The sequence below is a fragment of the Streptomyces sp. NPDC127117 genome (assembly GCF_042677325.1).
Taxonomy (GTDB): domain Bacteria; phylum Actinomycetota; class Actinomycetes; order Streptomycetales; family Streptomycetaceae; genus Streptomyces.
In genome coordinates this window covers 1-24,033 of sequence record NZ_JBHXTM010000073.1, presented here as the reverse complement: position 1 = coordinate 24,033, position 24,033 = coordinate 1, and the positions used below count along the sequence as shown (strand labels likewise).

The window sequence follows — 24,033 nt, the reverse complement described above, 5'->3', positions numbered from 1 at the left end:
CACCAGCCGTGCGGGCTGCTGAGGTGCGGTCTCCTCGCCTCTCGGGAATGGCCGGCGCGGCCCCTTCCGCCCCTGGACTGGGGTGTACGTAGCCCGGGGTTGCGCGCCGTACACACCCTGCCCGCCCGGCGGCCGAATGCCTGCAATCCTCTGAAATGAGACACCGGCCGATACTTGCTGTTCCGCGCCGCGCAGGCAGGGGCGGGGCGCACGGCGGGCCTGGCCAGGTGCCGTCACCATCCGGGCGTGAAACGCCCGACGTCGAGTCAGGGTGGCAACGATGCGGCGCACCATCGGGGTACACGGTGGCCGGGCCAGAGGACCCGGGCGTCGGCATACACCCCCAGCGGCGCCGGAAAGGTCACGGCACAAGGGCGCTGGTGCGCGAGGTACAGGGTCGCGAGGAGGGCGAGCGGACGCAGAGCCCGGCGTGAGACGGCGCCACATCGATAGCGGGCCGGGCGCGGCAACGCCGGCCGGGACAGGCAGACGGTACCCGCATCGATCACACCCTGGCCGCGCAACTCCTGGCTGAGGCTGGTCAGTCAAACGCGCGCAGCGCCAGCCGCGCAACCCCCGTGATCGCCCGTCCGACCCACCCGAGCAGTCCGGTCTCCACCGCCAGTTCGGCGGCATCCACGGCCACGTCCACACGGTCCGGACCGGAACGGCACCGGGAACAGGAACGAGGCCAACCACGTTTTCGCGCACCGCACTTCTTGCACATCGCCATACCTGCATTCTCTCCCGGCCGGGCCCGGGCCGGCCGCAGCATCACCGCCTCCAGCAGGCCGGCCCTGGCACCTGGGCTGGACTTGTCCTGGAGGGCTGTTGCGGCTTCTTCCAGAAGGTCGGCCAGCTCTGCCACCCCGGGGTCTTTCGGCACTGCCCCGGCTTTGAGTCCCCTTTGGGGTAGGTCTTGCTGTGCAGGGTGGTCTCAAAGGGTGCCGTTTCGGCGGAGTTTAGTCCCGGCCTTGTCGGCTTCTCCGACGTTTTGGTGGATCTCGATGCGGTACAGGGCGCATTGGCTGGCAGTGAGCTCCCGCAGGACTGCTGGTGTCGGGCGGGTACGGCGTGCGTCGCCTCCAGCTCAGCGGCCGTGCGTTCAGATGGGCGCGCCCCGGCCAGCAGGTGTAGGGCCTCGGCCGTTCGGCCGGTGCGGGGCCGCGGCAAGCAGCCGTGCTCCGTCGCGGTCGCCCACGGCGGGGGCATCCGGCGTGCCGGGGGTGGTCCGGCCGACTGGGGGTTCTCCGGGGGAGCGGAGGGCGTGACGGGTCGGCCGACTCGTCGTTGAGTATGCGGAGCCCTGCCCGCCTGCCGTTGGAGTCGCCCGTGCTGGTTCTCGTGGCCCCGCCCGGCCCACCGGAGACCGCCGCCCCATCGGACGGGCAGTCGTGAACGGTGCGCTCGCCGCGGAGAAACCCGAGACTTCATCGCCCAGCATTCGGGCGAGGCTGCTGCGGGGGCTGTCAGCCAGTGTGTGCCTTGAGTACGGCCGGAACGCGGCCCCGCGACGCCGTTGAGTTGCTGTCCGGGGCAGAGGTCTCGGAGAACAGGTCCAGTTCCTCCGGTGGTTGCTGCACTACTCCCCGGACCCCGGAATTGATGTATTGAGAATTTCGGCGAATCTGTCCCTTACACCGCTAAGCCAATCAAGGTACTCCGCCCTGCTGAACTCTTGGTAATACCCATTCGGCAATTCATGCTGAAGCAGCATTCCGCCGTGCTCACGTATGAGGGAGGTGAAATCATCAGTAGGGTTCTGAAGGGTCGCATCCAGGCATCGCACAAACTCGGCAGCGTCCCACCAGGATTCATGAACGGTCTCCTCCCAGAGAGAGAACGCTTCGGACTCACTGCTGTCCAACCAGTAGGTTCGCAGCCAGTTGATGAAACATCTGGGCAGCTCGACTGGATTGCCGACAGCATCGAGTGCCGCACGGAATCGCTCTTCTGGATTCACTTCCGCGACGCGCCAGCCCAGTTCATTGTTTTCGCTCATCGGTCCCCTGCTTGGAGTTCGTAACACGATCTTGGTGATGTTGGCTGGTGGGGCGTAACTGGCGTGAGGATTCGTCCGTTCGTGAGGGCGTGGGTACTCGACCGTGGCTCGTGGGAGATGAGTTGTGGGCTCTGATCGAGCCGTTGTTGCCGCCGTGGCCGGAGCGGTCGCCGGGGCCACGACCGGTTTCGGACCGGCTGTGCCTCCAGGGCATCCTGTTCGTCCTCTACAACGACATAGCCTGGCAACTCCTGCCCTTGGAGCTGGGGTTCGGCTCGGGGCAGACCTGTTGGCGTCGCCTGGACCGGTGGCAGAAAGCAGGAGTCTTCGACCGGCTGCACCGGGTTCTGCTTGCAGAGCTGAACGCCGCCGGCGAAATCGACTGGTCACGGGCGTGCGTAGATGGTTCCCACGTCCGCGCGAAAAAGGGGGATCCGACACCGGCCCGTCGCCGGTCGACCGGCAGAAGACGGGCAGCAAACACCACCTGATCTGCGATGGACGTGGCACCCCGCTCAAGGTCATCACGACCGCGGCCAACGTCAACGACGTCACCCAGACGCTCCCCTTGGTCGACGGCATCCCGCCCGTCGCGGGCCGCCCAGGCCGGCCCCGCCGCAGACCTGAAGCTCTGCTTGGCGACAAGGGATACGACTCCAACGACCACCGCGACGAGCTGCGTCATCGGCGGATCCTGCCGATCATCTCCTGCAAGGGAGCGCCGAACATCAAGGGCTTGGGCAAGCTCCGCTACGTTGTGGAGCAGACCTTCGCTCTGCTCCACAACTTCAAGCGCCTGGCCGTCCGCCGGGAACGCCGCACCGAACTCCACGACGCCTTCGTCTCCCTCGCCTGCAGCCTCATCTGCTGGCGGCGGCTTCGGAAACCCAAGAACGGCTGACTGGTGTCAGGGCAGGCCAGGGCCCCGATGGGCTGCTTCAGAACGTTGGTACCCTCCGCATCTACGGCGAGGCGGGGAGATGATCGTGGGAGCAGAGCCGTCGAGTCCTCCGAGCCGCTGGTTGAGAGGAACTGGTCTTGGGTTCGTCTTCGGTGGGCTGACCGCGGTGGTGACCACTGCTGCCATTGGGAGGGCCTGGGCTGCTTGTGACATCGGTAGCGGCGCAGCAGCCAACAGCATGACTTTGCTGGTTCTTGCGCCTCTCATATGGATCACCGCTGCAGTTCCGTGGGTGATCCTGTACGGCACCCTCGGGAAACGCCATCGCAGGACAGCCCTGACTGCGGGGCTCGTCTTCACCCTGTGGTTCGCCTGGTTCCTCGTCACGTGGCTCGGTGTGCCGGACTCCTACCCCGCCCCGCTTTGCCCGGCCAATGTCCCACCCTGGCGGCCGAGCTTCGTCCCGGCATGACTCCGGCGAAGCCCATGGACGACCTTGGCACAGGAAGCAGCGACCTACTCAACTGCCCTGACCAGGCCGCTGCACGCCAGCAAGATCGTGTCACGAGTTCAAAGGGACTGAATTCAGAATCTGTGAACCCGTTCATTCTGAATCCGAAAGTGCGTCAAAAACCGACCCCGCTCTTTTATGGAATCAGTGCCGCTCCCCTCTTCGATTTCAAATCAGGAACGGTGTCTGATGAGACGCGTCTGGGGATTTCTGATCTGGCGGTTCCCGCATCGGCGTGGGGCGGAGAGTTTCGAGGGTGAACGCCGTTGAGAGGGTGCATGATCAGGAGGTTGGGCGGGCGGTCGCTCGCGTGGCGGTCAAGAGAGGATGAGGGTCATGGATGAGTCTGAGCTCTCGCAGGTCGGCGAGGTACCGGCCGCTGAGCCGGTTGCGTTGACGCTGCCTCAGGTGGCGTCGTGGATCAGCCAGGGCGCCAATGAGGCGGTGACCGCTGCTGAGATCACCAACGCGCTTGGAGAGGAGGGCCTGGGACGGGTCGCGGACGCGCTCGGAAAGGATCCCGCTGAGGCTGCGGCGTACCTGGCTGATCGGCTGCCCCGGGCTGCTGACTCGGCGACGCCGGAGGGGTCGGTGCCCCTCGGTGCCCGCAGCAGCACCCTTGGGCCTGACGTGCTACTTGTCCTGTTTGCCGAGATTCCCGACGAGGTCGAACTCGCTGAGCCCCCGGAGGGTCTCTCCTTCGGGATCGACTCGCTTCACTGAGGCTCCGAGCGCCAGGACGGGTCGTGGCGCTCGGCATGGTCCGGTGATCCCGGCTCGGGAGGCGCGGTGCTCGTCGAGGGCGACCGCCGCGCCGTGTCCTCGTACTGACCCCACTGGGATCCCAGGTCCACGATGACGTCTTCCCAGGAGTCGTCGAGGCCAGCACCCCCGGCCCCGCTTCAGAAACGGCCGGGCACCAGGCCCGGCCCGCGCGCGGCCCCACCGACGCGCCAGGGACTGACCGGCCGCCGATCCCCGAAGCGCTCCCGCCCGCCCCGCCCCCGCCCTCTCCATTTCGGCAGTTCGGGTGGCAGGGGTGCGCAGAGGGGATGTCAGCACCCCCGCCCGTAGGACAATGTACGGACGGCTGCCAAGCGGTCCGCTGTCGCATTCGGCGGGGCGTCCGTGCCAGCGGACGAGCTCGGCCAGCGGGCCTCAGCGCCCCTCGGGAGCCGCGTCGGCGCGGAAGACGGGCAGGCCCTCGCACAGCCGCGCGAAGAGCAGGCCGGAGTCGAACATCTCCTCATCCTCGTCGGCGTCCTCGTCGGCGGCAAAGACCTCGTCCACCAGGAACGCGCGCAGCTGCTCCTGCACGCCATCCCCGTATCCCCCCTGGTAGTCGTCCACGTCGAAGTAGAGGTCCGCCTTCACGGTCGCGATCGTCTGGTGGTCGTCCTCGATGACCAGGCGGGCGCGGATCGTGCCCGCGTGAAGCGTGCTGTCGTTGTAGTCGCCGTAGACGACGTCGGCCTCGATGTCGCCCATGACCAGCATCTCGCCGCTGGTGAGGACCCCCCGAGCCTTCACCGCGCCGCCGATCGCCACCACCGAGTAGGGGGCGCAGTCCCCCATCACACCTTCGACCGTTACCGATCCGGTGACCACGAAAGGCGCGCCCACGCCCAGGTCGCCCTTGACCACCAGATCGCCGTGGTGGAAGAGCGGGGTGTCCACTTGCTGGTTGCCGATCAGAGTGCGGGTCGTTCCGGTGTCGCCGAGAGTTTTGGCGCACATCTCCGGGACGTACCCGAGCAGGTCGGGGTTGAGGGTGACACGCAGCTGGGCGACGAACTCCTGGTAGCTGTCGAGGTCACACTCCACGAGACCGGCGAGCCAGCCGCTGTCGTCGGCCTCCAACGTGGCGGCCCGTTCGGCCCGCATCACCTCGACGGTCCGCCGGATCGCTGCCATGTCGATGGGCAGCGGGGTGTCGCCGTTCTTGTTGTGTGCCATGACGTTCGCCTTGTCTGCGGTCAGGGAACGGGCGGTGTGGCCCGTCCGTCGGGGTCACCCGCACCAGCGGGGGTGCGAGCGGCGAAGACGCGAACCGCAGGCTACCGGCCCCCGAGCCGAGGCCGTCCGGAGGATCGCGGCGGCAGGCAGGTGGACCGGGAGCGCTCTCGGCGGTTCTAGAAAGAGCCTCACACACGCCGTCCCGCGCGGGCATCCGTAGATACCCTCAACGCGGTACGCAAGCCTGGCCGTTCAGGTCCACCGGCAACGGCGTGACCGGAACGCCAGAACCCCAGTACCTCTCCGGGGCAAGCACCCACATGACCATCAGGGACAGTCTGGACCGGCTACAAGCGTGGTGTGCCGGTCAGGAGGGCGGCCGACAGGCGCTCAAAACGACGTGCAGGGGCCGTCTAGGCGGCGAAGCCGATGTTGGTGATCCACGGTTTCGGCATCCTCGCCGACACGTTGAACGAGCTCCCGCCCGCGCTGGGCTTCGGCGTCGTCAACCCGATCCGCGAGCACTGCTTCGTCCCGGCCGTCAGCGCCATCTCTCTGCGGGAGTCGGCCACCCACGACGACCTCTACACCCCGATCAGCGAGGAGGACCTGGAGGAGACGCCCTTCCACGCCGTCAAACTCGCCTCGCAGAGCGACACGCACACCCTGATCACCGAGGAACTCTCCACCTGGTTCCTGGACCAGCTGCCATAAGAAGGTCCCTCACGCAGCCAGTCCCGCGAACTGAGGCAGCACCTCCGCGAGGCCAAGAAGCGGTTCGCCGCTGACGTCGAAGGTGCCGCCCACCGCGACCGGTGGCACCGCGTCGCGACGACGTAGCACCACCGTCGCCTTCATCAACGATGAGGAGCCGGGCACGTCGTGCGGTGCCCCGTCTGCGGGACACGGGTCGCCCTGGGCCACGTCCACCGCCGGGGCGCCGTCGACAACCACGCCGCCTGCCAGCAGAAGGCGTGCCGCACTGGGCACCGAGAGGCCGAGCGGGTCCGTGAAGCCGTCACGCCTCAGCCGTGTGACGGCTTCCGTTCCCCTCTGCAGGTAGCTGGCCGACGCAGACGCCTTGGCCAAGATGGTGGCAACCACGACGGCTGGTTCGCAGCCTCCCGCACCGAGGCCTCCAACGCTCCAGCCCCCACCCCAGAAACGGCCGGGCACCAGGCCCGGCCCGCGCGCGGCCCCACCGACGCGCCAGGGACTGACCGGCCGCCGATCCCCGAGGCGCCCCCGCCCGCCCCGCCCCCACCCTCTCCATTTCGGCAGTTCGGGCGGCAGGGGGGTGCGCAGAGGGGATGTCAGCACCCCGACCGCGCCTCTACAGGCATGGTGACCTGCGCAGACGCCCGACGCTCCGGAGAGAGGGGGCAACAGGTAGTGCAAGGAATCATGCAAGAGGAAGCGCAGGAGAAAGCGCAAGAGAACTCTGGCCGATTCCCTGAGGGCTCATTCGGCAGCGTTTCTGTCACCAGGACCGAGGTAGACCGGGAGTCGTTCGCCGCAGTTTGCCGAGGTCGTCCTCGCCTGCGGCAATCCTGCTCTCAGCCGCCCGCACCCCCCACGCGCCGGCAGCGCGAACTTTCAGCCATCAGTGACGAGTTGGATGGAATCCGGTGTCTCGCCGGCTTGATGCGGGAGCATGTCCTTGGTGTCCGTTGTGATTCGGGGGGTGTCATGGGAGCAGGTGAACTTGCCGCGGCCGCTGTCGGGGTCTTGGCGGCTGTGATCACGGGGACAGCAACCGGAGTGGGCGAGCAGGCCGGGGCCGCTGTCGCGCGGGTCGTACGAGACCGGCTGGGAACGTCGGATCGTGGTCGGGCCGCACTGGCGGATCTTGAGGAGACCAGGGCGTCCTCTGACGCGCAGGCCGGGGCATCGGCGGTTCTCGCCGAGGAGATCGAGACCGATCCCCGGCTGCGGCACGCGCTGACGGTTCACCTGAACGAACCGCATGCTGCCGGCGGCGTGGTCATCGACCGCAGCCGGATGCGCGGCAACAACCCAATCATGGTCGGCAGCAGCGGGACGATCAACATCAGGAAGCCCACGTCAGCAGCCGGCGTGGTGGCGCTCGTGCTGGCCGTGCTGGTGGTCCTCGCCGTGATCGTCCTCGCCGTGTACGGCGGGGGCCGGATCCTTAGCTCTAATGACTCTCCGGACAGCGGCCACAGCCCCACATCCGGGGCAGTTGGTAAGAGCGATGGTTCGACATCGAGCAGCGGCAGCGGCAGCGGCAGCGAGGAAAGGACTACTGCACCTCGTGCGCTGACTGCGGCCGAGGCGAAGAACGTGGTGCCTGCGCTGGGGGACATGCCGGCAGGCTGGGCAGAATTCAGCAAGCGCAACGGATTCACCCTTGAACCCGCAACCGGGTTCCCCTATGAAGAGAGCAAAGGGTGTAACCGGGGAACTGCGATCTATGAGAACCCGGAAAAGAACTCGGGCAACCTCCATATGCTCTACGTCGTGACCTCGTGCCGAGATGTCCGAAAGGTGATCGATGGGTACGCGGAGTCGTTGAAGAGGACCGAAACCAGCGATCCGGAAGAAACGCGTATCGCGATGCCGAAGTGTGGTGATGAGAGCTTCGCAACCAGGTACACAGTCACTGACGGCCCAAGATTCGAGCAAGGCGATCGCGTCAAGATGCGGGCCCGGACGGGAAAGGTCTTGATCGAGATGGCCTACGGCCCAATCGGCGACGGCCCCGAAAGGCTCGACTTCCTGGAACGGGCCCAGGAACTCATGCAACCCGTCTGCGACCGGGCTGTCGCTTCGCAGAGCACCCCCTGACCGACTCCGCCCCAAAACGGCGCGGCCGTCATAATGCCTCGCGAAGCGCCTGGGCCAGGAAGTCGTTGGGGGCGTTGCCGGGGTGATTGACCTGGTAATTGTCAGGCCGGATGGTGGGGCAGTTCCTCGTCGGCGTGGCCGCCGGTTCCGAGGGTCCGTCGCGGGAACGGGGGCGCGGCCGGGCGTGTGCCGAGTACGCCCCGGGCACGCAGTTCATCGAGGTCGGACAGGCGCTCTCCGGGGAGAGTGTCGAGGAGGTCGGCCTGGGCGGCGCGGATGTGGGCCCGCACAGGGGCACTCCTGGGCGTGGCTACGTGTCTGGGAGTCGCCGCGGCAGGTCGTTAGCGGCGCCTTCGGCCGTGGCCGGGCAGGCCGGCGGGGACCGCGTACACGCTGGAGGGCTGTTGGTGGTTTTGGTGAGGTAGTTGAGGCGGGCGGTCAGGCGAACGGCTCAGAGGGCAGTGCCATGGAGAGCGCGGGCCATGGGTTGGCCGGCCCTCTCCCCCGCGGTCAGGCCGCACGTCGTCCGTGACGGCACCGAGCCGAGCAACGGTACGCATGCGGCGGTGCGCCGCCGGGGAGCGTGACACCGGGCGAGATGACACTACAACCCGTTTTCACCCAATCTGCAACACTGCAGCTCACATCACACCTATACCTCAACTCATTCAGCCGTCGAGGTCAGTGATCCGATCGGCAGCTGGAGGAGTTTCGGTTGTCTTCGCAATTCTCCAACTAAAGGTTTTCCCGTAACTGCTGAACAGGTCTGACCTGGGGGATGTTCGGTGGCTATCCGCCCATTGCGAGTGCCTAGGGGATGTTGCAGACGACGCACATGCCTGGGTAGCGGGCAGGTGAGCCCGTGGCCCGGGTGAAGGTCGGGCCGGGGCCGCGTCACAGGGCCCCGGCCCGCGCTCGAGGTCAGGCGTCCGCGCCGACCCGTTTGCGCATCAGCAGCGACGACACCAGCACACACCCGGTGAGCACAGCCGCGACGGTGAAAGCGGTGGTGACGCCGTCGGTCAGCACCTGGTGTGCAGTCCCCTGTGCGTCACGCGTGGCGGTGCCGAAGGCGGTGATGAGGATCGCCAGGCCGAGCGCGCCGCCGAGTTGCTGCATGACGTTGAGCAGACCGGAGGCCGCCCCGGCGTCCTCGGCGCGGACTCCCGTCATGAGCACGGTGGTGATGCCGACCAGCAGGACCCCCATGGCCGCGCCGATGAGGACCATCGGCCCGAGGAGCGCGAACACGTACGTTGAACCCGGCGTCAGCTGTGCGAGCCAGAGCAGGCAGACCGTCATCACCGCGCCCCCGGCCGCGATCAAGGGCTTGGGGCCCGTGCGCGGCACGAACCGGGCGGCCACGTGGGATGAGGCCAGGATCAGTGCGGTGAGCGGCAGGAAGGCGAGTCCGGCGGTGAGCGGGCGGTAGCCGCGTACCTCCTGGAGGAACTGGGTGAGGAAGAAGAACATGCCGTTGCCCGCCGCCATCTGGAACAGGAGTGCCAGGTAGCCGACGGCGCGGTCGCGGTCGGCGAACAGCCGCAGCGGCGTGATCGGCTGGGCGCTGCGCGCTTCGATCACCAGGAACAGGACGAGCAGGACCACGCCCGCGCCCAGGACAGCCAGTGCGGTGGCGTCACTGAAGCCTTCTTCGGCGGCGCGGATGAGTCCGAACACCAGGGCGGTCATTCCGGCGGTCGAGGTCAGGGAGCCGGCGACGTCCAGTCGGACTGTACGCCGTTCCGCCCCGTCGACGTACATCACCGCCAGGACCAGCAGGGCGGCGCCGATCGGCACGTTGACGTACAGCACCCAGCGCCAGGACAGCCAGTCGGTCAGCACGCCGCCGGCGATCAGCCCGAGTGCGGCACCGGATCCGGACACGGCGGCGTAGGCGCCCAGCGCCCGGGCCCGCGCGGCCGGCTCCGGGAAGTGGGTGGTGATGAGGGCCAGTACCGTCGGCGCGGCGAGCGCCGCACCCACACCCTGCCCCGCCCTGGCCGCCAGCAGCAGCCCTCCCGAGGTGGCCAGGCCGCCCGCGAGTGAGGCGGCGGTGAACACCGCGACCCCGGTGATGAGTGCCCGCCGCGGCCCGAGCAGGTCGCCGGCCCGCCCGCCGAGCAGCAGCAGGCCGCCGAACGCGAGCAGGTAGGCGTTCAGGACCCAGGACAGTCCCGCGGCGGAAAACCCGAGGTCGCGCTGAATCGCGGGCAGGGCGATGTTCACGACGCTGGTGTCGAGGATGAACATCGTCTGGCACAGCAGCACGGTCAGCAGCACCATGCCGGGTCTGCGGTCCTTCTTTGTAGTTCCCTCTTCCTTCCGCACCTCTGACCTCGGCGCGCTCCGCAGAGTTCCGGCCATTACGTCCTCCCCGATCGACAGCAACCCGACAGCAGCTCAACAGCAAAACGAGGAAGTTCCTCGCTTTGCTGTCGGGTAACATACGAGGAGGTTCCTCGTTTCGCAAGTGAAGGGGTTCTCCCATGGCTGCCGGTCCCGGGACACAACAACCGACAGGCCGCAAGGACGCGCGGCGGAACCGTGAGCGGCTGCTCACCGCCGCGGAGGCGGCGTTCGCCCGCGAGGGGGTCAGCGCGTCACTGAACGACATCGCGCGTACGGCCGGGGTAGGAAACGTGACCCTCTACCGGCACTTCCCCACCCGCCAGGCGCTCCTTGAAGCCCTGCTGGGCGAGAGTCTGCGCAGCCTGCGGGCGCAGTCCGATGAACTGCTGGCGGCGGGAGATCCGTGGGAGGGGCTGGAGCTGTGGCTGCATAAAGCCGTCGACCACGCCGCGACCTACCGCGGACTGGTGGAGACCTTGATGGACGCCGTCACCGACCCGGCGTCAGATCTGTACGCCACCTGCCGGGACGTCAGGGACGGCGGAGCGCAGCTGCTCGCCCGTGCCCAGCAGGCGGGCGCCGCCGGGACCGGCGTCGACCCGACCACCCTGTACTCCCTGATCGCCGCCACCGCCTGGGCGATCGAGCGGACACCCGAGCGCCGGGAGCAGCTGCTGGCGGTGACGGTCAACGGGCTGCGGGACCGGGGTGCCGGCGGACCGGGCCCCGCGTGATCGGTTTCGTCGGTTCAGCGACGAGCAACTGTCAGCGACTCCGGCGAGACCCGGCTGTTTCAATCGGTTGAGGTTGCGCCGGTCTCGTCGAGGCTGGGTGTAGTTCCTTCTGAGTGAGCACACCCATGAGCTAAAGGTTGTCCCGTAACTGCTGAACAGGTCTGACCTGCAGGGATGTTTGGGTGGCTATCCGCTCATTGCGAGGTTGTGCATGTGTGCGATCGCGCTGGCTGCCCAGAACACGCCGTCACCCTTGCGGCGGCAGTCGCGCAGGGCCTTCCAGTTCTTCATCCGGGAAAGGACGTGCTCGACCCGGGCCCGGACCTTGCGGTGACTGCGGTTGTGGTCGGCTCTCCAGCCGGTCACCTCCACCTGTCCGGGCTGCCGCCGGTGTGGGATCAGGCATCCGGTGCCCCGGTAGGCCCCGTCGGCCAGGACGAAAGCGTCGCCGCACGCCCGGTCGATCCCCGACTCGGCGAACGCCGTGCAGTCGTTGCGGTTGCCCAGCAACGGCCGACCGATCGCGATGACCAGGCGGGTGTCGGCGTGGACCAGGACCTGCAGGTTCGTCGAGAACCGGTAGTTCTTCGACGAGGCGGCCACCGTCCGGTCGCGGGTCGGCACCAGGGTGCCGTCCACGATCACCACCTCGTCCGCCCGCGGCCGGGCCCGCGGCAGATCCAGGGCCAGCAGCGGACTGTGACGGTCGACGATCCGGTGCGCGGCCGCCCGGGAGACGCCGAACAGCGGTCCCAGCTGCCGTACGGTGAGGTTCGTCCGCAGGTAGAGGGCGACCATTAAAACCCGGCCCTCCAGCGACAGCGCCCACGGCCGGCCCGGCCGGTGCGGATCCAGCGCGTGACCGCCGCGACGGCGGACCACACGCACCAGCTTCCGGAACTGTCCAACGGTCAACCCCGTGAAGACGGGCACCAGTTCGTCGTCGATCGCAGACACAACACCCATGTCCCGACCAACGCCATTACGCCATTCGAGTTACGGGACAACCTTTAGCCAGAGCCGAGTCAACCAAGGACTCTTTCGGTTCGGCAGGCCATATGACGCCCTGTTCGAGATCAAAAAACCACAAGTGCTGAATCTTCGGCAGTCGATCCTTGTAGACGCTGGGGAACGCGACAGGAACATCGTTTGACCAATATTGGCCATGGAGAATGTCAGGGCAGACGACCACGAGCGGTTTCAGATCTCGCACCGTCCCATACCCCTCCCCTTTCCAGCGATAACCATAGAAGGCCAGACCGTCCGCATAGTTCGGGGAAAGTTTCATCAAAAAGTCAGCGGCCGAGCGTGTCGCGTTGTTGTTGAATTGCGCCAGGATCAGGCTCTCCAGATCGTAAATTCTGTGAATTCCCGTACGCGCACGAAATGCTTTCATGGGATTACGGGCACGCAACCTAGAAATATGGATCTGTTCGCGATGTTCGCGGTCTTGTTGGACGTCATTTTCTATGTACCGTGAGGTCGTCCACCACATGTGCCAATTTTCGAGAGTTGAGCTGACCCAGCCCGCCGGCCATTGCCGAGTATGCACGTCTGTCACGACTTCCACCCCCTCACGCGAAACCGTAACGGGGACAATGACCAGCACGCGTAGCCGTGGCGTCCGCCACTTCGCGGAGACCGGCCGGACGGCCCGGATCCGGCAGCGCTCGCACAGGTGCGGGGGCGACTGGAGCTTGCCCCGGTCCCGGGTGCAGCCGGCCGGCCTCCCACCAGCCGTCGGTGAACCTCCGCCCACGGGCCCTGCACACCGGCCGCCACGCCTCCCGCTGTGCGGCTTCCTCCTCCGCGCGACGCATTCCCCGCTCGCGGGCGGCCTGCCAGCCGCCAGGCAGGCGTTCCGGTGGGAGTTGCCGATCGCCTCCCGGCCGCGTGCCTGGCAGCTGGTGCGCTCAGACGATGGGGTAGGGCCTGAGGTAGCCCCTCTGGTCGTACCCCGTGGTCTGTGCGTCGAGATGCTCCAGGGCGGCCGTGCGCCTCCAGCAGCATGACCGCGGTGCAGATTGCGAGAGTGTGGATCTGTTCCAGTGGGGCAAGACCTTCGACCGCGCGGGTCAGTCCCGTCTCCTTCCGTGCGACGCGTCGAAGGGCCGTCGTCGTCGCGAACTCGGCCTCTGCCGGGGCCAAGGCCGCCAGCGCGTCGGCCACGGACATCCCCATGGACGGCTCCCCCAGCTCATCGAAGAGCGCATCGTGATCGAGGATGAGCCGGACCAGGACACGCTCCAGCCGGTCAGTGCCCAGGTCTGCGACGCAGGCAGCGACTCGCTCCCGGCTCCCAGCCAGCTAAGCCCGGGTCAGATCGGCCGCCCGCCACATTGCATCGACCAGCCACGGATCATCTGCTATATCCATGCCTACTCTTCTAGCGGATTCGGAAACGGCGTGGGCCAATCCGGCTGATTCACCACGCCACGGCACCATCCTGCTGCCCTCTGGCACGCATGCCTGGGCGAGTTTGTGGCCAGGAAATCTGCGTGGACAATAGCCTATGGTCAGTGATCATCAGTACGAGCGGAGTGCTCGCCGGCCGCCGCAGCCCGGGTGGCCGAGGCCTCACGCATCGACGATGTCCTCGCCCGCCGCCCGCCGCAGTAGCCGGTCAGCCGGGACACGGTTCGCTCGATCACCCACCTCCGGTGCCCGAGTCGTTCACTGGACTCGATGCCCTTGCGGGCGGTGCGGACGCCGATGCGTCACCAAGCGGGGGAAAGGCTGATGGACCACACATCCCCCACCTTATGTTCGATGGGGTGGTCCGCAGTCGCACTGGTGTATCCGTAGGGATCAACATCGGCGATTACAAGGATCGTCGCGCCAGACCCGGATACTCGGTAACGACGCATGTCCATGGTCGTCGCTTCCTTCTCCCGTTCGATGGAATGGCTCAGGCTCGTGACGGCGGTGGCCAATTCGTCGAATTTTATTTGAGGAGCGAAATTGCCGTACTGATGCCGAAGAGGCGCGGGCACGGCGGCCATGTCACCCCGGCTCAGACGGTGGACTTGCACGCTGATGCCGAAGCAGGACCAATTTTCCTCGTCCTCTTGGAACGAGACCTCCACGAGTCCGTAGTCTCGACGCATCAGCCCGTGCGATTTGTCGTCGAGGTAGTCGGCTCCCAGTTTTGATTCCCAGTCTGAGGGTTGCGTGTCAATGCCCGCTCCCATCACTTCACCACACGTGGCAAAGTGCGCATAGAAGTCCAGGTCGGACATCTACATCTTCTCCATTGCATCGATCAGGGCTTGCAGTTCTGCTGTCCGGTCGTTGTTAAAGCGCCACTGCGGCTTGCGCCCTTCTTTCATAGCCTTGGCGCTGGACTCGAAGACCTCCTTGGCCGACTCGGTCACCCTGATCATGTCCGAGCGCACCTTAGGGTCGGATTTGATCGATTCGACAACGGCATCCACCTGCTTCTGGGTAGCGGTGCCGTTCCTCAGACGGATTGCCTCTCCCCTAATACCTCCCTTTCCGTCGGGGCGGAGAGCTACCTCCATGCCGTCCTTCATATTGACGTGTGCACCTTTCGTCACCCAATCCTGATCCACCTGGCCCACGTGATCGATCTGTACGCTGCACTTTTTCTTGTCTGCATTGTGTACTAGGACCGGCGTGTGCCCTGCGATCACGTAGTACGTGTGGACACCGCTGACTGTGAGGTCAAACGTACGCTGCCGGCCCTGTTGGCTGACGACTGCGGTTACTGGGAGGGGCGAGCCTGTGAAGCTGCGTAGTTCGTCGCCTACCTGGACATCCTCGGCATTCGCCCAACGCTCATCGTCTGCCAGCCAGAACGGGTGATTGTCGGTCGCCGTGACCGTGGCCAGCCCCTGGTCAGTGGTGACTGTGAGCTGAGTGAAGTCCTTGTCGTCCTTGGTAGTGAAGGTGTTGGTCACCGGCCGCGTAACGGCCAGCCCTACCTGCGGGTCACTGGCGGCGACTCGGTCTCCGACTCGGATGTCTTCGATGGCCCGGGTGGTGCCGTCTGCCAGCAGTACCTGGGTGCCGGACGGGAAGCTGTGCGGGTTGGCGCAGGCTGCAGCGTCCCGTTCCGACTTCGCCTGGTTGGCAAGTTTCTCCGCCTCGACCTTCGCCAGCGCGCTGGCGTCGATCAGAGTGTTGGCGCGGAGTGGGTAGCTGAGGGTGACCTTGCAGCTACAAGCCTGGGCTCTGGCATTGGCCTGCGCCTTGTTGCGGGCCGAGACCGAGGCGTAGAGCGGTCCGGCTCCTGGGTTGGAGCATTGCAGGGTGCCTGAGACGCTGTTGCCCCGAACGGGGAAGGTGCGCTGTGGGCTGGTGCACTGGCCAGCGGGTTTGCCGTCGATGGAGAAGGTCGCGCTCATCACGGCGGTGACCTCGCCTTTGGTGACGCGTTCCTTCCGGGCGATGGGGCTGACCTCGCCGGTGAAGTTCTGGGTGGCGGTGCAGCCCGACGAGCTGCAGTCCATCTCGCCCGCGCCGTCCATCGTGAAGTTGATGCCGTGGTCGGTCGCATCCTTGAGTTGGGCGGCGTACTCGACCAGGGTGTCGAACATCTTGTCGGCGGCGTCGGCGACGATCGGGGTCAGGTCCATTCCCTCGCCGCCGCCGGACTCCAGTGGCCCGGTGGTCACCTCGGGGGGTGCTGTCAGTTCCTCTCCGTTCTCAAGCTGGTCCTTCATGTCGGAGAGGCCTTCGCGGAGGTCGTAGGCCTCCAGCCGCAGCACCCGGTGCGGCTTCTCCTTCGTCACCAGCAGGCGACCGGCCGAGGTGTCGATGCCGAGCGCGGGCGTTCCGTTCACGCTCAGCGGCTGCTGCCCAGATATGCTCGACGTCTTCGACTCGCTCGCTGGCGGAGGTGACTTCTCCAAATCAGCCAGGGCCTTGGCCAGCACGGCCGCCAGCTTCGGCGGGGCGATGGTGCGGGCCAGCGCCTCATCCGTGAGGTCGGAGCCGTCGTCCAGTCCTACCATCCACTCGCTGGGCGGCGCCTTCTCGCCCGCCGCCACGTCTTTCCTGGGGGAGGGGTCGACATGCCACCGCATGAACGTCTTGCCACCGATGCGCAGCACATCCTCGGCGTTGTCGTCCTTGCCGGTGCTGTTCCGGCCAGAGGAGGTGGTGCCGAATTGGCTGCCGCTGGCGGTGACGGTGATCTCGTTCTCGGTGATGCCGAGAGACGAGGTGTCCTTGTAGCGCAGGCCAGGGGCGTCGGCCAGGTCGTCAACAGCTTCCTTGAACGGCTTGAGGTTCCGCTGAGCCGCCTGCGCCTCATCAGAGTCGGAGGACGAGGACGTCAGAGACAAAAGCCCGGCCACCAGCGCCACGATGACCAGACCGACGACGCCAACCAGTGATGCCCGTTGACGTCCGGTCAGAGCCTGGATCCGCGCTATCCAGGGCCTGCCGGTCGGTCGGCCGACGGGCATCGGAGGCTGAGTGGGGGGCGCGGGCGGGGTAGCCGGGCCCGGGGTGCCGGCGAACGGCGGCGAAAATTCCGGAAGGGGCGGCGGGCCAGCGGGGAGTGGTCGCGTGGCGGACGTTGGGGGGGCCTCCGGTGCCGGTGTCGTGCTCGGCTCCTCCCCCGGGGGGCCGAGCACAGGTTCTTCGCTGCTTGGTTCTCGCTCAGTCATGACTCCCCCTCATGCGCATCCATGACGTGCTCCCAGGGAACCCGGTGACGGGTCACCGTGGCAGCCGACTTCGGGCGGCTGGACCCATTTTCCCGTGGGAGCACGGAGGATACCGATCCGGATGCGCTCAGTTACCGTCGTTTGAAGCCAAGTTCACAGAATCCGACCATCGCAGTCGCGAGCGCTGGCGGTAGGGGCCTGGGCTTGTACGGGTGGGGGCCCAGGGCCGGGGCCGTACTCCCCCGGTCTCAACATGGAGCCATGGCGCGGGTTCCAGGCCGAGCACGGAGATGCAGCGTTGAGGAGGCGCCGACGTACGGGAGGCAATCCCATGGAGAGATGGCCTCCTGCGGGCCCTTGCCTGATCGACCTCTACGCCGACTACCAGCAGATTTGCTTGACAACCCTGAGAGCTGTCCCGTAGGGGTCGGGGCGGTGTACCAAAACTGCGCCAGGGAGGGTCGTTACCTGGCGATCGTGTAAATGCCGAGCGCGAAGACTGCTGCAGCGCAGAGCGCCACGACACGGCCGAGCCGGATTCGAACTCCTACGCAAAATGATCCTGCTTCAGTGACGCTCGGCAGCGACTCCCCAGGATCTTTGCGAACGTCGGGTCAGTCCAACTCGACAAAGCGATGGACGCGAAAAGACGTCAGGTTGTTCGGTTCGATGCTTGCCGAGTCCACTCGGTAGCGGCCAGCGGCGAGGTCGAGGGTGGTGCTGTCCGTGAGCGACCCGACCTCGGTGCCGAAGTAGGCGGCATCGAACATAACGAGCTCGCCAGTGGTGCTGAGTACGGGGCCTTCCTTCCACTCGGCGGTGGGAAGCCCTGTCCGGATGATGTAGGTGACACCTTCCCCGCTCTCCGCGTAGTGCCAGCGGACGAGGACTCGATGCTCGGGAAGGTAGGCGGTGGAGAGAGGTTCGTCCCCGAGGACGAGCGCCTCGGCTCCGTCAGGCAGTGCAAGGACCCCGACGAAATCCATCACCTCGCAGGCCCGGTCGTAGTCGCCCTCCGTTCCCGACCAGTGCGGCAGCGCGGTGCGCGGAACCACGATGAAGGGGCCGCCCTCCGTATCCAGCCACGTCAACGACATGCCGCCTCCATCCTTTGGCTCTTTGTTCCGTGGCGACAGCGTATGTGCCGTGTCGGACAAGGGGCACGCCTGTGGTGGTCGAGGTGCACGGTGACGGGCCCAGGGTCGTGACCACCCGTTGCGGTCGAACGGTGCCGTCACCCTCCGCGACCGCTCCCCAAGATCAGTGCCAGAACCGAGTTTCGACAGCACTGGGGTACTTGCCAGGGCAGCATCGGGGTGCTCCCGGTGAAAGGTCCTGGTCATGCCGCAGATGTCCAAGGTCGAGCTGTACGCGCCGATCCGGCGTGATCACCGTGCCGGCATGAAGATGCGCGAGCTTGAGCGCAAGTACAACCTGTCGTGGCGGACCGTGAAGAAGGCCGTGGACTCGGTCTGGCCGGAGCCGCGCAAGAAGCTACCGCCGCGGCCGACCGCGCTTGAACTGACCTTCTACCGGCCCAGCAAGACCACGTAGTACGTGCACATCGACGCCCTGTTCGGGGAGCCGGGCAAGAACACAATCGACTCCGACCTGATCGAGTCCCAGTTCCGGCACCTGATGCGCGTGGCCGTCTCCGTGCGCGAGGGCACCATCTCCTCCTCCACGCTGCTCAAGCGCCTGCGGTCAGGGTCGAAGAAGAACGCCACGTACGCCGCCTTCCGCGAGGTCGGCCGCGTCATCCGCACCGTCCAGCTCCTTCGGTATCTGCCGGATGCGCCACTTCGCCGGCGGGTGACCGCGGCGACCAACAAGGTGGAGTCGTTCAACCGGTTCTCCCAGTGAATCGGCTTCGGTAACCGCGGCTTCATCGCCGACAACGACCCCATCGAGCAGGAGAAGGCGATGAAATTCAACGCCCTGCTCACGAACACGGTGATCTTCCACAACGCCCTGGACATCGCGGAGATCGTGCGGCAACTGCCGGACGAAGGGTGGAGATCGACCCCGAAGACCTGGCACACATCTCGCCGTACCTGACCGAACACATCAACCGGTTCGGCGAGTACAGCACCCACGAGCTCGGCATCCAGCCCGACGCGTACGACCCGAAGCTGGATGTCGACTTCACCCCGCTCCGTGAGCAGGACCTCACCGCCGACGGCCTCGGCCAGGCCGCCTGACCCAACGTTCTCGCCTACGCGGCCGCCCTATTCTTGGATCGGGATGTGGGTCGGCTATGCGGTTGGCCGCAGAAAGCCGACGACGGCCTCCTTCTCCATGTCGATCCCCTGCTCGATCTGAGGCGGGACAGGTTCGAACGCATCCACCTGGATGGAGCGCGAGCCGGAGCCACGGGTCCAGGTGGCGATGGCCAGGCCGTCGGCGATGCAGGTGGGCCGGATGAGGCCGCCTCCTGGCCGGACGCGGGCCTGGTGGAGAGCGGGGACGGACACCTCGCGGGTGCAGTAGCCGATCAGGTAGTTGTCGTAGGCGGGCAGCATGCGAACGTCCGGGGTGTCAGACGAGTCCGGGAGTTCTTTCACCCGCCCGGCGAGCACGGTCAACCCGCCGTACTCGGTGATCGCGCCCGATTCCGCCAGCAGTTTCCAAGCCCTGCGGACCCAGGTGACCGGCAGCCCGGACCAGGCGGCGAAGTCTTCCAAGGTGGCGGGGGCGTGCGCGGCCAGGTAGCGGCGGGCCAGCTCGGCGAGAGCGGCGTCTCCCTCCCACCGGAAGCGCCCGGTGGTGGGCAGCCAGTCGTCGAGCGGTACATACGTGGCCTCACCGGCGCGCTGTGGGCCGTGGCAGAGGGTGCCGGTGAGTGCCGCGTGGCGGATCAGGTAGAAAGGCGCCTGCCCGTCCGGCGGAATACCGAGGGTGGTGAGGTGCTCGGTCAGCTCGGCCCGGGTGAGTGGTCCGTGCGCGGCAAGAACCCGCCGGATGAGATGGTCGGCGCGCTGGCGCAGATCATCGTCCAGGCCCAGCTGCTGGTAGCGGCGTCTGGTTGTGGCAAGGATCCGAGGGGCGAGCAGTTGCAGGACCCAGTGGGCGTCGTCGCTGGGGATGGTGTGCAGGGTGCCGCGCATGTACCAGTTGCGGACGACGCTCCGCTCGTCCTCGTACGCCGCGCGGATGGCCTGGGCGGTGATGTTCAGCCCACGTACCCGGATGCCCAGGTCGGCGGCCGTGGCGTCCTGGGCCTGGATGGCGAAGACCCGTCGGACGACCGCCTCGGCAGAGGCCTCCCGTGCCCCGCCGGCCAGGGCCTGCGCACAGGCCCGCAGCCGGCGGACGCTTTCGTGGTCAAGCATCGTGTGCCTCTCAGCCAGCGCGGTCAGGAGACGGCCGCGTCGAGGATGCCGGCGAGTTCGGCGGGCGCGGACAGCATCGGCCAGTGTCCGGTGGGCAGGTCGAAGCGTCGCCACGGCGGCTGGTTCAGGTAGGCCAGCATCGGTACCCCGGCATCCAGCAGGCCCGTGAAGTCATGGCAAGCGACCAAGACACGGTCCACACCGGGACCGGGCTCGGCCGGGCCGGCGAGACGCTGGGTGAAGGTGCCGAATGGCTGAGGGGTGGCACCCGCGCGCAGAACGTCCCGCTGGCCCTCATCGAGCCCGTCGAGGCTGCTGGACAAGCCCAGGACCTCAAACGGCGGCATCGGCAGCCGCCACCCGTCGCCAGAAGCGTCGACCTGCTGGCGCAGCTGGTCCGCTGCCTCCGGCGGCATCAGGTCGAGCATGCACATGCCCGCGGCGAACGGGGCGCTGTCCACGTACACCACGCGCTCCAGCCGGTCGCCGAGACGCCCGGCTGCCCCGGTCACCGGAGCAGCCGCATAGCTGTGGGCGACCAGCGTGACATCACGCAGATCGTCCCGCTCAACGAAGTCGGTGATGTCCGTGATATGCGCATCCAGGTCCGTCTCGGGTCCGCCCTGGTCTGCGTGCTCGGCCAGACCCGTCAGCGTCAGCGGCAGCGCCGTGTGGCCGCGCTCCCGCAGAGCGCGGGCGGTGTCTTCCCAAGTCCATGCCCCGAGCCAGGCACCGGGAACGAGTACGAAGGTGGCCATGTGATCTCCCAGAAGTAGGTGCTGCGGGGAGCGTAAAGTCAATACAGGACAGAATCCGCCCTGAAATGCCGAGTGATCCATGTCGCATCCCCTGACCCGTGTGCTGACCCTGCTGGAACTCCTCCAGTCCAACGCCCGGCTCACCGGGACGGAGCTGGCCGACCGCCTGGACACCGACGTCCGCACGGTGCGCCGGTACACCGCCCACCTGCGGGAACTGGGCATCCCCGTGGAAGCCGAACGCGGCCGCTACGGCGGCTACCGACTGGCTCGCGGCTACCGCATGCCACCCTTGGTCCTCACCAACGACGAGGCCCTTGCCGTCGTCCTGGGCCTGCTCGCAGCAGAACGCCTGGGCATGGGCACCGCGGCACCAGCCAGTGCCGGTGCCCTGGCCAAGATCGAGCGGGTGCTTCCGCACACCCTGCGCGAACCGCTCGCCGCCATGCGGGAGACCCTGTCGTTCACCGCCAACGCCGTGATTGGGCAGGCACCCGGAACCGGCGTCCTGCTGGCACTGGCCCAGGCCTCCCGCGCCCGCGCGACCATCGGTATCAGCCACCAGTCCTGGCGCCAGGAACATACCGAACGCGACATCGACCCCTACGGCGTGGTCTTCCACACCGGCCGCTGGTACGTCGTCGGCCACGACCACCTCCGCGACAGCCTGCGTACCTTCCGTATCGACCGCATCGCCTCCGTCACCCCCCGAGCCGACAGCTTCACCGCACCCGCCGGCTTCGACCCCGTGGCCCACCTGACCTCGACCCTCGCCCAGGGGCCCTACCGCTGGCGGGTCGAGGTGACGATCCATGGCCCCCTCGACGAGATCGCCCGCCGACTGCCTCGCTCAGCGGTGACCCTCACCGCCCGGCCCACCGGCGTTCTCATGCACGCACGGGCAGAACGGCTGGACGGCATGGCCCACATGCTCGCCTCCCTGGAATGGCCCTTCACCATCCACCATCCCGATGAACTACGGCAGGCGCTCAAGAATCTGGCCGCCCAGCTCACCGCAGCTGCCCAGCGGGGACCGGAAGAACTACCGCAGTAAATACCGGATTTACTGCGGCAGAGCCCCTACCGTGATCATCGCGACCTGCGACGGGGTCTTCCGGTCGCCGGGGCGAGGTGTACGCATTTACTGCGGCAGTACCGAAAGGGCAGGGCAGGCGTGACGATCGAACCAGTGACCGAACTCGGGGGCGGGGGCGCGTTGCGTGTGCCGCGCGCCCGGGTGGTGCCGCTGTCCGCCCCGCCGTCGTCGTACACCGCGGCGGTCGAGCGGTACCTCACCGGCGCGGGCATCGCGAAGTCCTCCGCACGGATCTACCGGATCTCGCTCACGACATGGGGATGGATGTTCGCCGGCGGACCCGCGCCGACCGGACCCGCCCGCCGGGGCGCGAAGCCGCCTGTCTTCGCCGTCACCGCGATCGACGACCCGGCACTGCCGGAGGTCCTGGCCGAGCTGGCGGCTGCGCGGGCGGACGAGATGGACGCCGACACCGTCAACCGTGAACTGTCGATCGCCCGCAAGGCGATCGGCTGGTGGCAGCGCCAAGGCTGGATCGACGGCGATCCCACGATCGGCATCGAGCGGCGGCCGGCACCCCCGGACCGCACCAATGCCCTGGCGCAGAACCAGATCGCCGCCCTGTGGCGCCTCGACGTCGCGCTGCGGGAGAAGACACAGTGGAAGATGCTCTACGAGTCCGCCGCACGGGCCGACGAGGTGCTGTGCCTCAACGTGGAAGACCTCTACCCGCAGGACAAGCGGGGGAAGATCACCGCCAAGGGCGGGGCGACCGAGTGGATTCACTGGCAGTCCGGCACCGCCCAGCTGCTGCCCCGACTCACCGCCCGCCGTACCCGCGGCCCGCTGTTCCTCACCGACCGCAAGGCCCCGGCCGGAACACCGACGCTCGACGTGTGCCCGGAGACCGGCCGGGCCCGGCTCTCCTACCGCCGGGCTGAGGAGATCTTCGAGGAGAACACCCGGCTGCTGGCCAACCCCCTCGCCTCATCCGACGACATCAAGGACCTGGACGGCTGGACGCTCCACCGGCTACGTCACAGTGCCCTGACGCACGACGCGGAGGACGGCACCTCGACCCCGATGCTGCTGGCCCGCTCCCGCCACGCCTCCGTCCGCTCCCTGGAGCGGTACGCCCGCCCCGGCGTCGACGCGGTCGTCCGGCACGTCGCCGAACGCGACCCCGCTGCACGTCGCCGCACGTGAATCCGAGCGGATCAGGGCTTCAAGATCATCCCGTTGCCCCTTTGGCGCGCACCCCTGTTACTCCGGCCGCCCATGCTTGTCGGCGATCCCGGCGATGATGGCGAGACGATCGTCAGCTTCGGGAGGGGAACCGTGACACACGTCTGGATCATGCGGAAGAGGAACAGTCCGCCGGTCGGGACCGCCAGGTCCAGCCTGGTGCGTGCCGACGCCATCACTCGGTTGAGCATGTACGACGGCTACGTTCGGGCTTCCGAACTCGGCTCCGACGAGGTCGCAGTGCTGGCCAAGGCCGAAGATGGCGGGCACAACGCTCCACCGCTGCCAGGGGATTTCCACACCGATCTGATCTTGGCGATCACCCAGGCACGGCGGGACGCGCGCAACGCGACCGACGACCCGGACGAAGAGGACCGCATCCTGATGGCGCAGCTCGAAGACGGGGACTGGGTCTGGAAGACGTTCAGGCCCTCCGAACCCGAGCCGAAGCCTTCCTGAACCGTCTGCACCGCACGATGCCCCGGGGGCAAGGCTAAGACCGTGTCCTATGTGGTGATCACTCGTTGAGCTGTTCATGGGGCGGGATACGTGGAGCTGGATTGTTCCGGACGGGCTGTGGGAGATCGCGAAGCCGTTGATCCCGCCGTCGAGGGTGCGGCCGCAGGGTGGCGGGACGCAGGACACGCCTGATGAGACGCTGTTCGCCGCGATCGTCTACGTGCTGGTGAGCGGGTGTGCCTGGCGGGCTCTGCCGCCGTGTTTCGGGGTCTCGAAGTCGACTGCGCACCGGCGCTTCGTCAT

The 24,033-nt window shown here is 67.1% G+C and carries 26 protein-coding genes and 2 pseudogenes; 14 read left to right on the top strand and 14 right to left on the bottom strand.

The genetic code is table 11. The features are described 5' to 3' along the window. Positions 1-541: 541 nt before the first annotated feature. Together ACFVH0_RS36755 and ACFVH0_RS36750 are read right to left on the bottom strand one after the other, a co-directional pair. Positions 542-868, bottom strand: coding sequence for a hypothetical protein (locus ACFVH0_RS36755; protein ID WP_385827497.1), 327 nt, complete (start codon positions 866-868; stop codon positions 542-544). 714 nt (positions 869-1,582) lie between these two features. Next, complete coding sequence (locus ACFVH0_RS36750; RefSeq protein ID WP_385827495.1) at positions 1,583-2,002, bottom strand: hypothetical protein; 420 nt, start codon at positions 2,000-2,002, stop codon at positions 1,583-1,585. 89 nt (positions 2,003-2,091) lie between these two features. Between ACFVH0_RS36750 and ACFVH0_RS36745 the strand changes: the two genes are divergently transcribed. The 3 genes from ACFVH0_RS36745 to ACFVH0_RS36735 all read left to right on the top strand — a co-directional run bounded on the left by ACFVH0_RS36745 (position 2,092) and on the right by ACFVH0_RS36735 (position 4,137). Continuing rightward, positions 2,092-2,903, top strand: a protein-coding gene (locus ACFVH0_RS36745) for an IS5 family transposase (RefSeq protein ID WP_385827493.1) whose coding sequence is annotated in 2 segments (ribosomal slippage) — positions 2,092-2,409 and positions 2,412-2,903 — 810 coding nt in all. Because the reading frame shifts where the segments join, the coding sequence is not laid out codon by codon here. Between the two features lie 486 nt (positions 2,904-3,389). Next, positions 3,390-3,674: a hypothetical protein gene (locus ACFVH0_RS36740; protein ID WP_385827491.1), complete on the top strand. Its 285-nt coding sequence runs from the start codon at positions 3,390-3,392 to the stop codon at positions 3,672-3,674. Positions 3,675-3,750: 76 nt separating this feature from the next. After that, the gene (locus ACFVH0_RS36735) at positions 3,751-4,137 is read left to right on the top strand and encodes a YidB family protein (RefSeq protein WP_385827489.1); all 387 of its coding nucleotides are present in this window, start codon (positions 3,751-3,753) and stop codon (positions 4,135-4,137) included. A 435-nt stretch (positions 4,138-4,572) separates the two neighbouring features. Here the strand turns inward: ACFVH0_RS36735 and ACFVH0_RS36730 are convergent, their stop codons facing one another. Beyond that, on the bottom strand, positions 4,573-5,370 hold the full coding sequence (locus ACFVH0_RS36730) for a hypothetical protein (protein ID WP_385827487.1): 798 nt from the start codon (positions 5,368-5,370) through the stop codon (positions 4,573-4,575). A 429-nt stretch (positions 5,371-5,799) separates the two neighbouring features. Here ACFVH0_RS36730 and ACFVH0_RS36725 point away from each other — a divergent pair, with 429 nt between their 5' ends. Next, positions 5,800-6,084, top strand: a complete 285-nt coding sequence (locus ACFVH0_RS36725) for a hypothetical protein (RefSeq protein ID WP_385827485.1) — start codon at positions 5,800-5,802, stop codon at positions 6,082-6,084. A gap of 9 nt (positions 6,085-6,093) precedes the next feature. Here the strand turns inward: ACFVH0_RS36725 and ACFVH0_RS36720 are convergent, their stop codons facing one another. Continuing rightward, the gene (locus tag ACFVH0_RS36720; RefSeq protein WP_385827484.1) at positions 6,094-6,474 is read right to left on the bottom strand and encodes a hypothetical protein; all 381 of its coding nucleotides are present in this window, start codon (positions 6,472-6,474) and stop codon (positions 6,094-6,096) included. Positions 6,475-7,131: 657 nt separating this feature from the next. Here ACFVH0_RS36720 and ACFVH0_RS36715 point away from each other — a divergent pair. Beyond that, the gene (locus ACFVH0_RS36715; RefSeq protein WP_385827482.1) at positions 7,132-8,178 is read left to right on the top strand and encodes a hypothetical protein; all 1,047 of its coding nucleotides are present in this window, start codon (positions 7,132-7,134) and stop codon (positions 8,176-8,178) included. 101 nt (positions 8,179-8,279) lie between these two features. On the opposite strand, the gene ACFVH0_RS36710 is transcribed toward ACFVH0_RS36715, so the two are convergent. Both ACFVH0_RS36710 and ACFVH0_RS36705 read right to left on the bottom strand, forming a co-directional pair. Further along, on the bottom strand, positions 8,280-8,468 hold the full coding sequence (locus ACFVH0_RS36710; RefSeq protein ID WP_385827480.1) for a hypothetical protein: 189 nt from the start codon (positions 8,466-8,468) through the stop codon (positions 8,280-8,282). A gap of 631 nt (positions 8,469-9,099) precedes the next feature. Further along, the gene (locus ACFVH0_RS36705) at positions 9,100-10,464 is read right to left on the bottom strand and encodes an MFS transporter (protein WP_383770488.1); all 1,365 of its coding nucleotides are present in this window, start codon (positions 10,462-10,464) and stop codon (positions 9,100-9,102) included. A gap of 203 nt (positions 10,465-10,667) precedes the next feature. Between ACFVH0_RS36705 and ACFVH0_RS36700 the strand changes: the two genes are divergently transcribed. After that, complete coding sequence (locus tag ACFVH0_RS36700) at positions 10,668-11,264, top strand: TetR/AcrR family transcriptional regulator (RefSeq protein ID WP_383770485.1); 597 nt, start codon at positions 10,668-10,670, stop codon at positions 11,262-11,264. Positions 11,265-11,450: 186 nt separating this feature from the next. Here ACFVH0_RS36700 and ACFVH0_RS36695 read toward each other — a convergent pair whose 3' ends face one another. After that, positions 11,451-12,230: a transposase gene (locus ACFVH0_RS36695; RefSeq protein WP_385827477.1), complete on the bottom strand. Its 780-nt coding sequence runs from the start codon at positions 12,228-12,230 to the stop codon at positions 11,451-11,453. 16 nt (positions 12,231-12,246) lie between these two features. Next, on the bottom strand, positions 12,247-12,825 hold the full coding sequence (locus tag ACFVH0_RS36690) for a hypothetical protein (protein ID WP_385827475.1): 579 nt from the start codon (positions 12,823-12,825) through the stop codon (positions 12,247-12,249). 473 nt (positions 12,826-13,298) lie between these two features. Here ACFVH0_RS36690 and ACFVH0_RS36685 point away from each other — a divergent pair, with 473 nt between their 5' ends. Continuing rightward, the gene (locus ACFVH0_RS36685) at positions 13,299-13,688 is read left to right on the top strand and encodes a hypothetical protein (protein WP_385827473.1); all 390 of its coding nucleotides are present in this window, start codon (positions 13,299-13,301) and stop codon (positions 13,686-13,688) included. A 191-nt stretch (positions 13,689-13,879) separates the two neighbouring features. Here ACFVH0_RS36685 and ACFVH0_RS36680 read toward each other — a convergent pair. From ACFVH0_RS36680 to ACFVH0_RS36665, 4 genes and pseudogenes are all read right to left on the bottom strand, one after another. Then, positions 13,880-13,981: pseudogene (locus ACFVH0_RS36680) on the bottom strand (IS5/IS1182 family transposase); the annotation flags it as partial. Next, on the bottom strand, positions 13,982-14,503 hold the full coding sequence (locus ACFVH0_RS36675; RefSeq protein ID WP_385827471.1) for a hypothetical protein: 522 nt from the start codon (positions 14,501-14,503) through the stop codon (positions 13,982-13,984). Then, the gene (locus ACFVH0_RS36670) at positions 14,504-16,696 is read right to left on the bottom strand and encodes a Hint domain-containing protein (RefSeq protein WP_385827469.1); all 2,193 of its coding nucleotides are present in this window, start codon (positions 16,694-16,696) and stop codon (positions 14,504-14,506) included. It abuts the gene before it with no gap. A gap of 818 nt (positions 16,697-17,514) precedes the next feature. Next, complete coding sequence (locus tag ACFVH0_RS36665) at positions 17,515-17,997, bottom strand: Imm21 family immunity protein (RefSeq protein WP_385827467.1); 483 nt, start codon at positions 17,995-17,997, stop codon at positions 17,515-17,517. Positions 17,998-18,241: 244 nt separating this feature from the next. Between ACFVH0_RS36665 and ACFVH0_RS36660 the strand changes: the two genes are divergently transcribed. The 3 genes and pseudogenes from ACFVH0_RS36660 to ACFVH0_RS36650 all read left to right on the top strand — a co-directional run bounded on the left by ACFVH0_RS36660 (position 18,242) and on the right by ACFVH0_RS36650 (position 19,101). Further along, complete coding sequence (locus ACFVH0_RS36660; protein ID WP_385827466.1) at positions 18,242-18,454, top strand: hypothetical protein; 213 nt, start codon at positions 18,242-18,244, stop codon at positions 18,452-18,454. Positions 18,455-18,538: 84 nt separating this feature from the next. Next, positions 18,539-18,958 (top strand): annotated as a pseudogene (locus ACFVH0_RS36655) (Tn3 family transposase). Beyond that, positions 18,913-19,101: a hypothetical protein gene (locus tag ACFVH0_RS36650; RefSeq protein WP_385827464.1), complete on the top strand. Its 189-nt coding sequence runs from the start codon at positions 18,913-18,915 to the stop codon at positions 19,099-19,101. The pseudogene ACFVH0_RS36655 and the gene ACFVH0_RS36650 overlap by 46 nt, the downstream one beginning before the upstream one ends. Positions 19,102-19,155: 54 nt before the next feature. Here ACFVH0_RS36650 and ACFVH0_RS36645 read toward each other — a convergent pair whose 3' ends face one another. Both ACFVH0_RS36645 and ACFVH0_RS36640 read right to left on the bottom strand, forming a co-directional pair. Next, positions 19,156-20,232 (bottom strand): winged helix DNA-binding domain-containing protein, encoded by a 1,077-nt coding sequence (locus ACFVH0_RS36645; RefSeq protein WP_385827462.1) that lies wholly within the window; start codon positions 20,230-20,232, stop codon positions 19,156-19,158. Between the two features lie 23 nt (positions 20,233-20,255). Beyond that, positions 20,256-20,990, bottom strand: coding sequence for an alpha/beta fold hydrolase (locus ACFVH0_RS36640; RefSeq protein WP_385827460.1), 735 nt, complete (start codon positions 20,988-20,990; stop codon positions 20,256-20,258). A 79-nt stretch (positions 20,991-21,069) separates the two neighbouring features. Here ACFVH0_RS36640 and ACFVH0_RS36635 point away from each other — a divergent pair, with 79 nt between their 5' ends. The 4 genes from ACFVH0_RS36635 to ACFVH0_RS36620 all read left to right on the top strand — a co-directional run. Next, positions 21,070-22,044, top strand: a complete 975-nt coding sequence (locus tag ACFVH0_RS36635; protein WP_385827458.1) for a helix-turn-helix transcriptional regulator — start codon at positions 21,070-21,072, stop codon at positions 22,042-22,044. Positions 22,045-22,164: 120 nt separating this feature from the next. Next, the gene (locus tag ACFVH0_RS36630) at positions 22,165-23,232 is read left to right on the top strand and encodes a tyrosine-type recombinase/integrase (protein WP_385827456.1); all 1,068 of its coding nucleotides are present in this window, start codon (positions 22,165-22,167) and stop codon (positions 23,230-23,232) included. A gap of 72 nt (positions 23,233-23,304) precedes the next feature. Continuing rightward, positions 23,305-23,730, top strand: a complete 426-nt coding sequence (locus tag ACFVH0_RS36625; protein WP_385827455.1) for a hypothetical protein — start codon at positions 23,305-23,307, stop codon at positions 23,728-23,730. Positions 23,731-23,806: 76 nt separating this feature from the next. Beyond that, a partial coding sequence (locus tag ACFVH0_RS36620) for a transposase (protein WP_385827453.1) occupies positions 23,807-24,033 on the top strand: 227 nt, incomplete at its 3' end.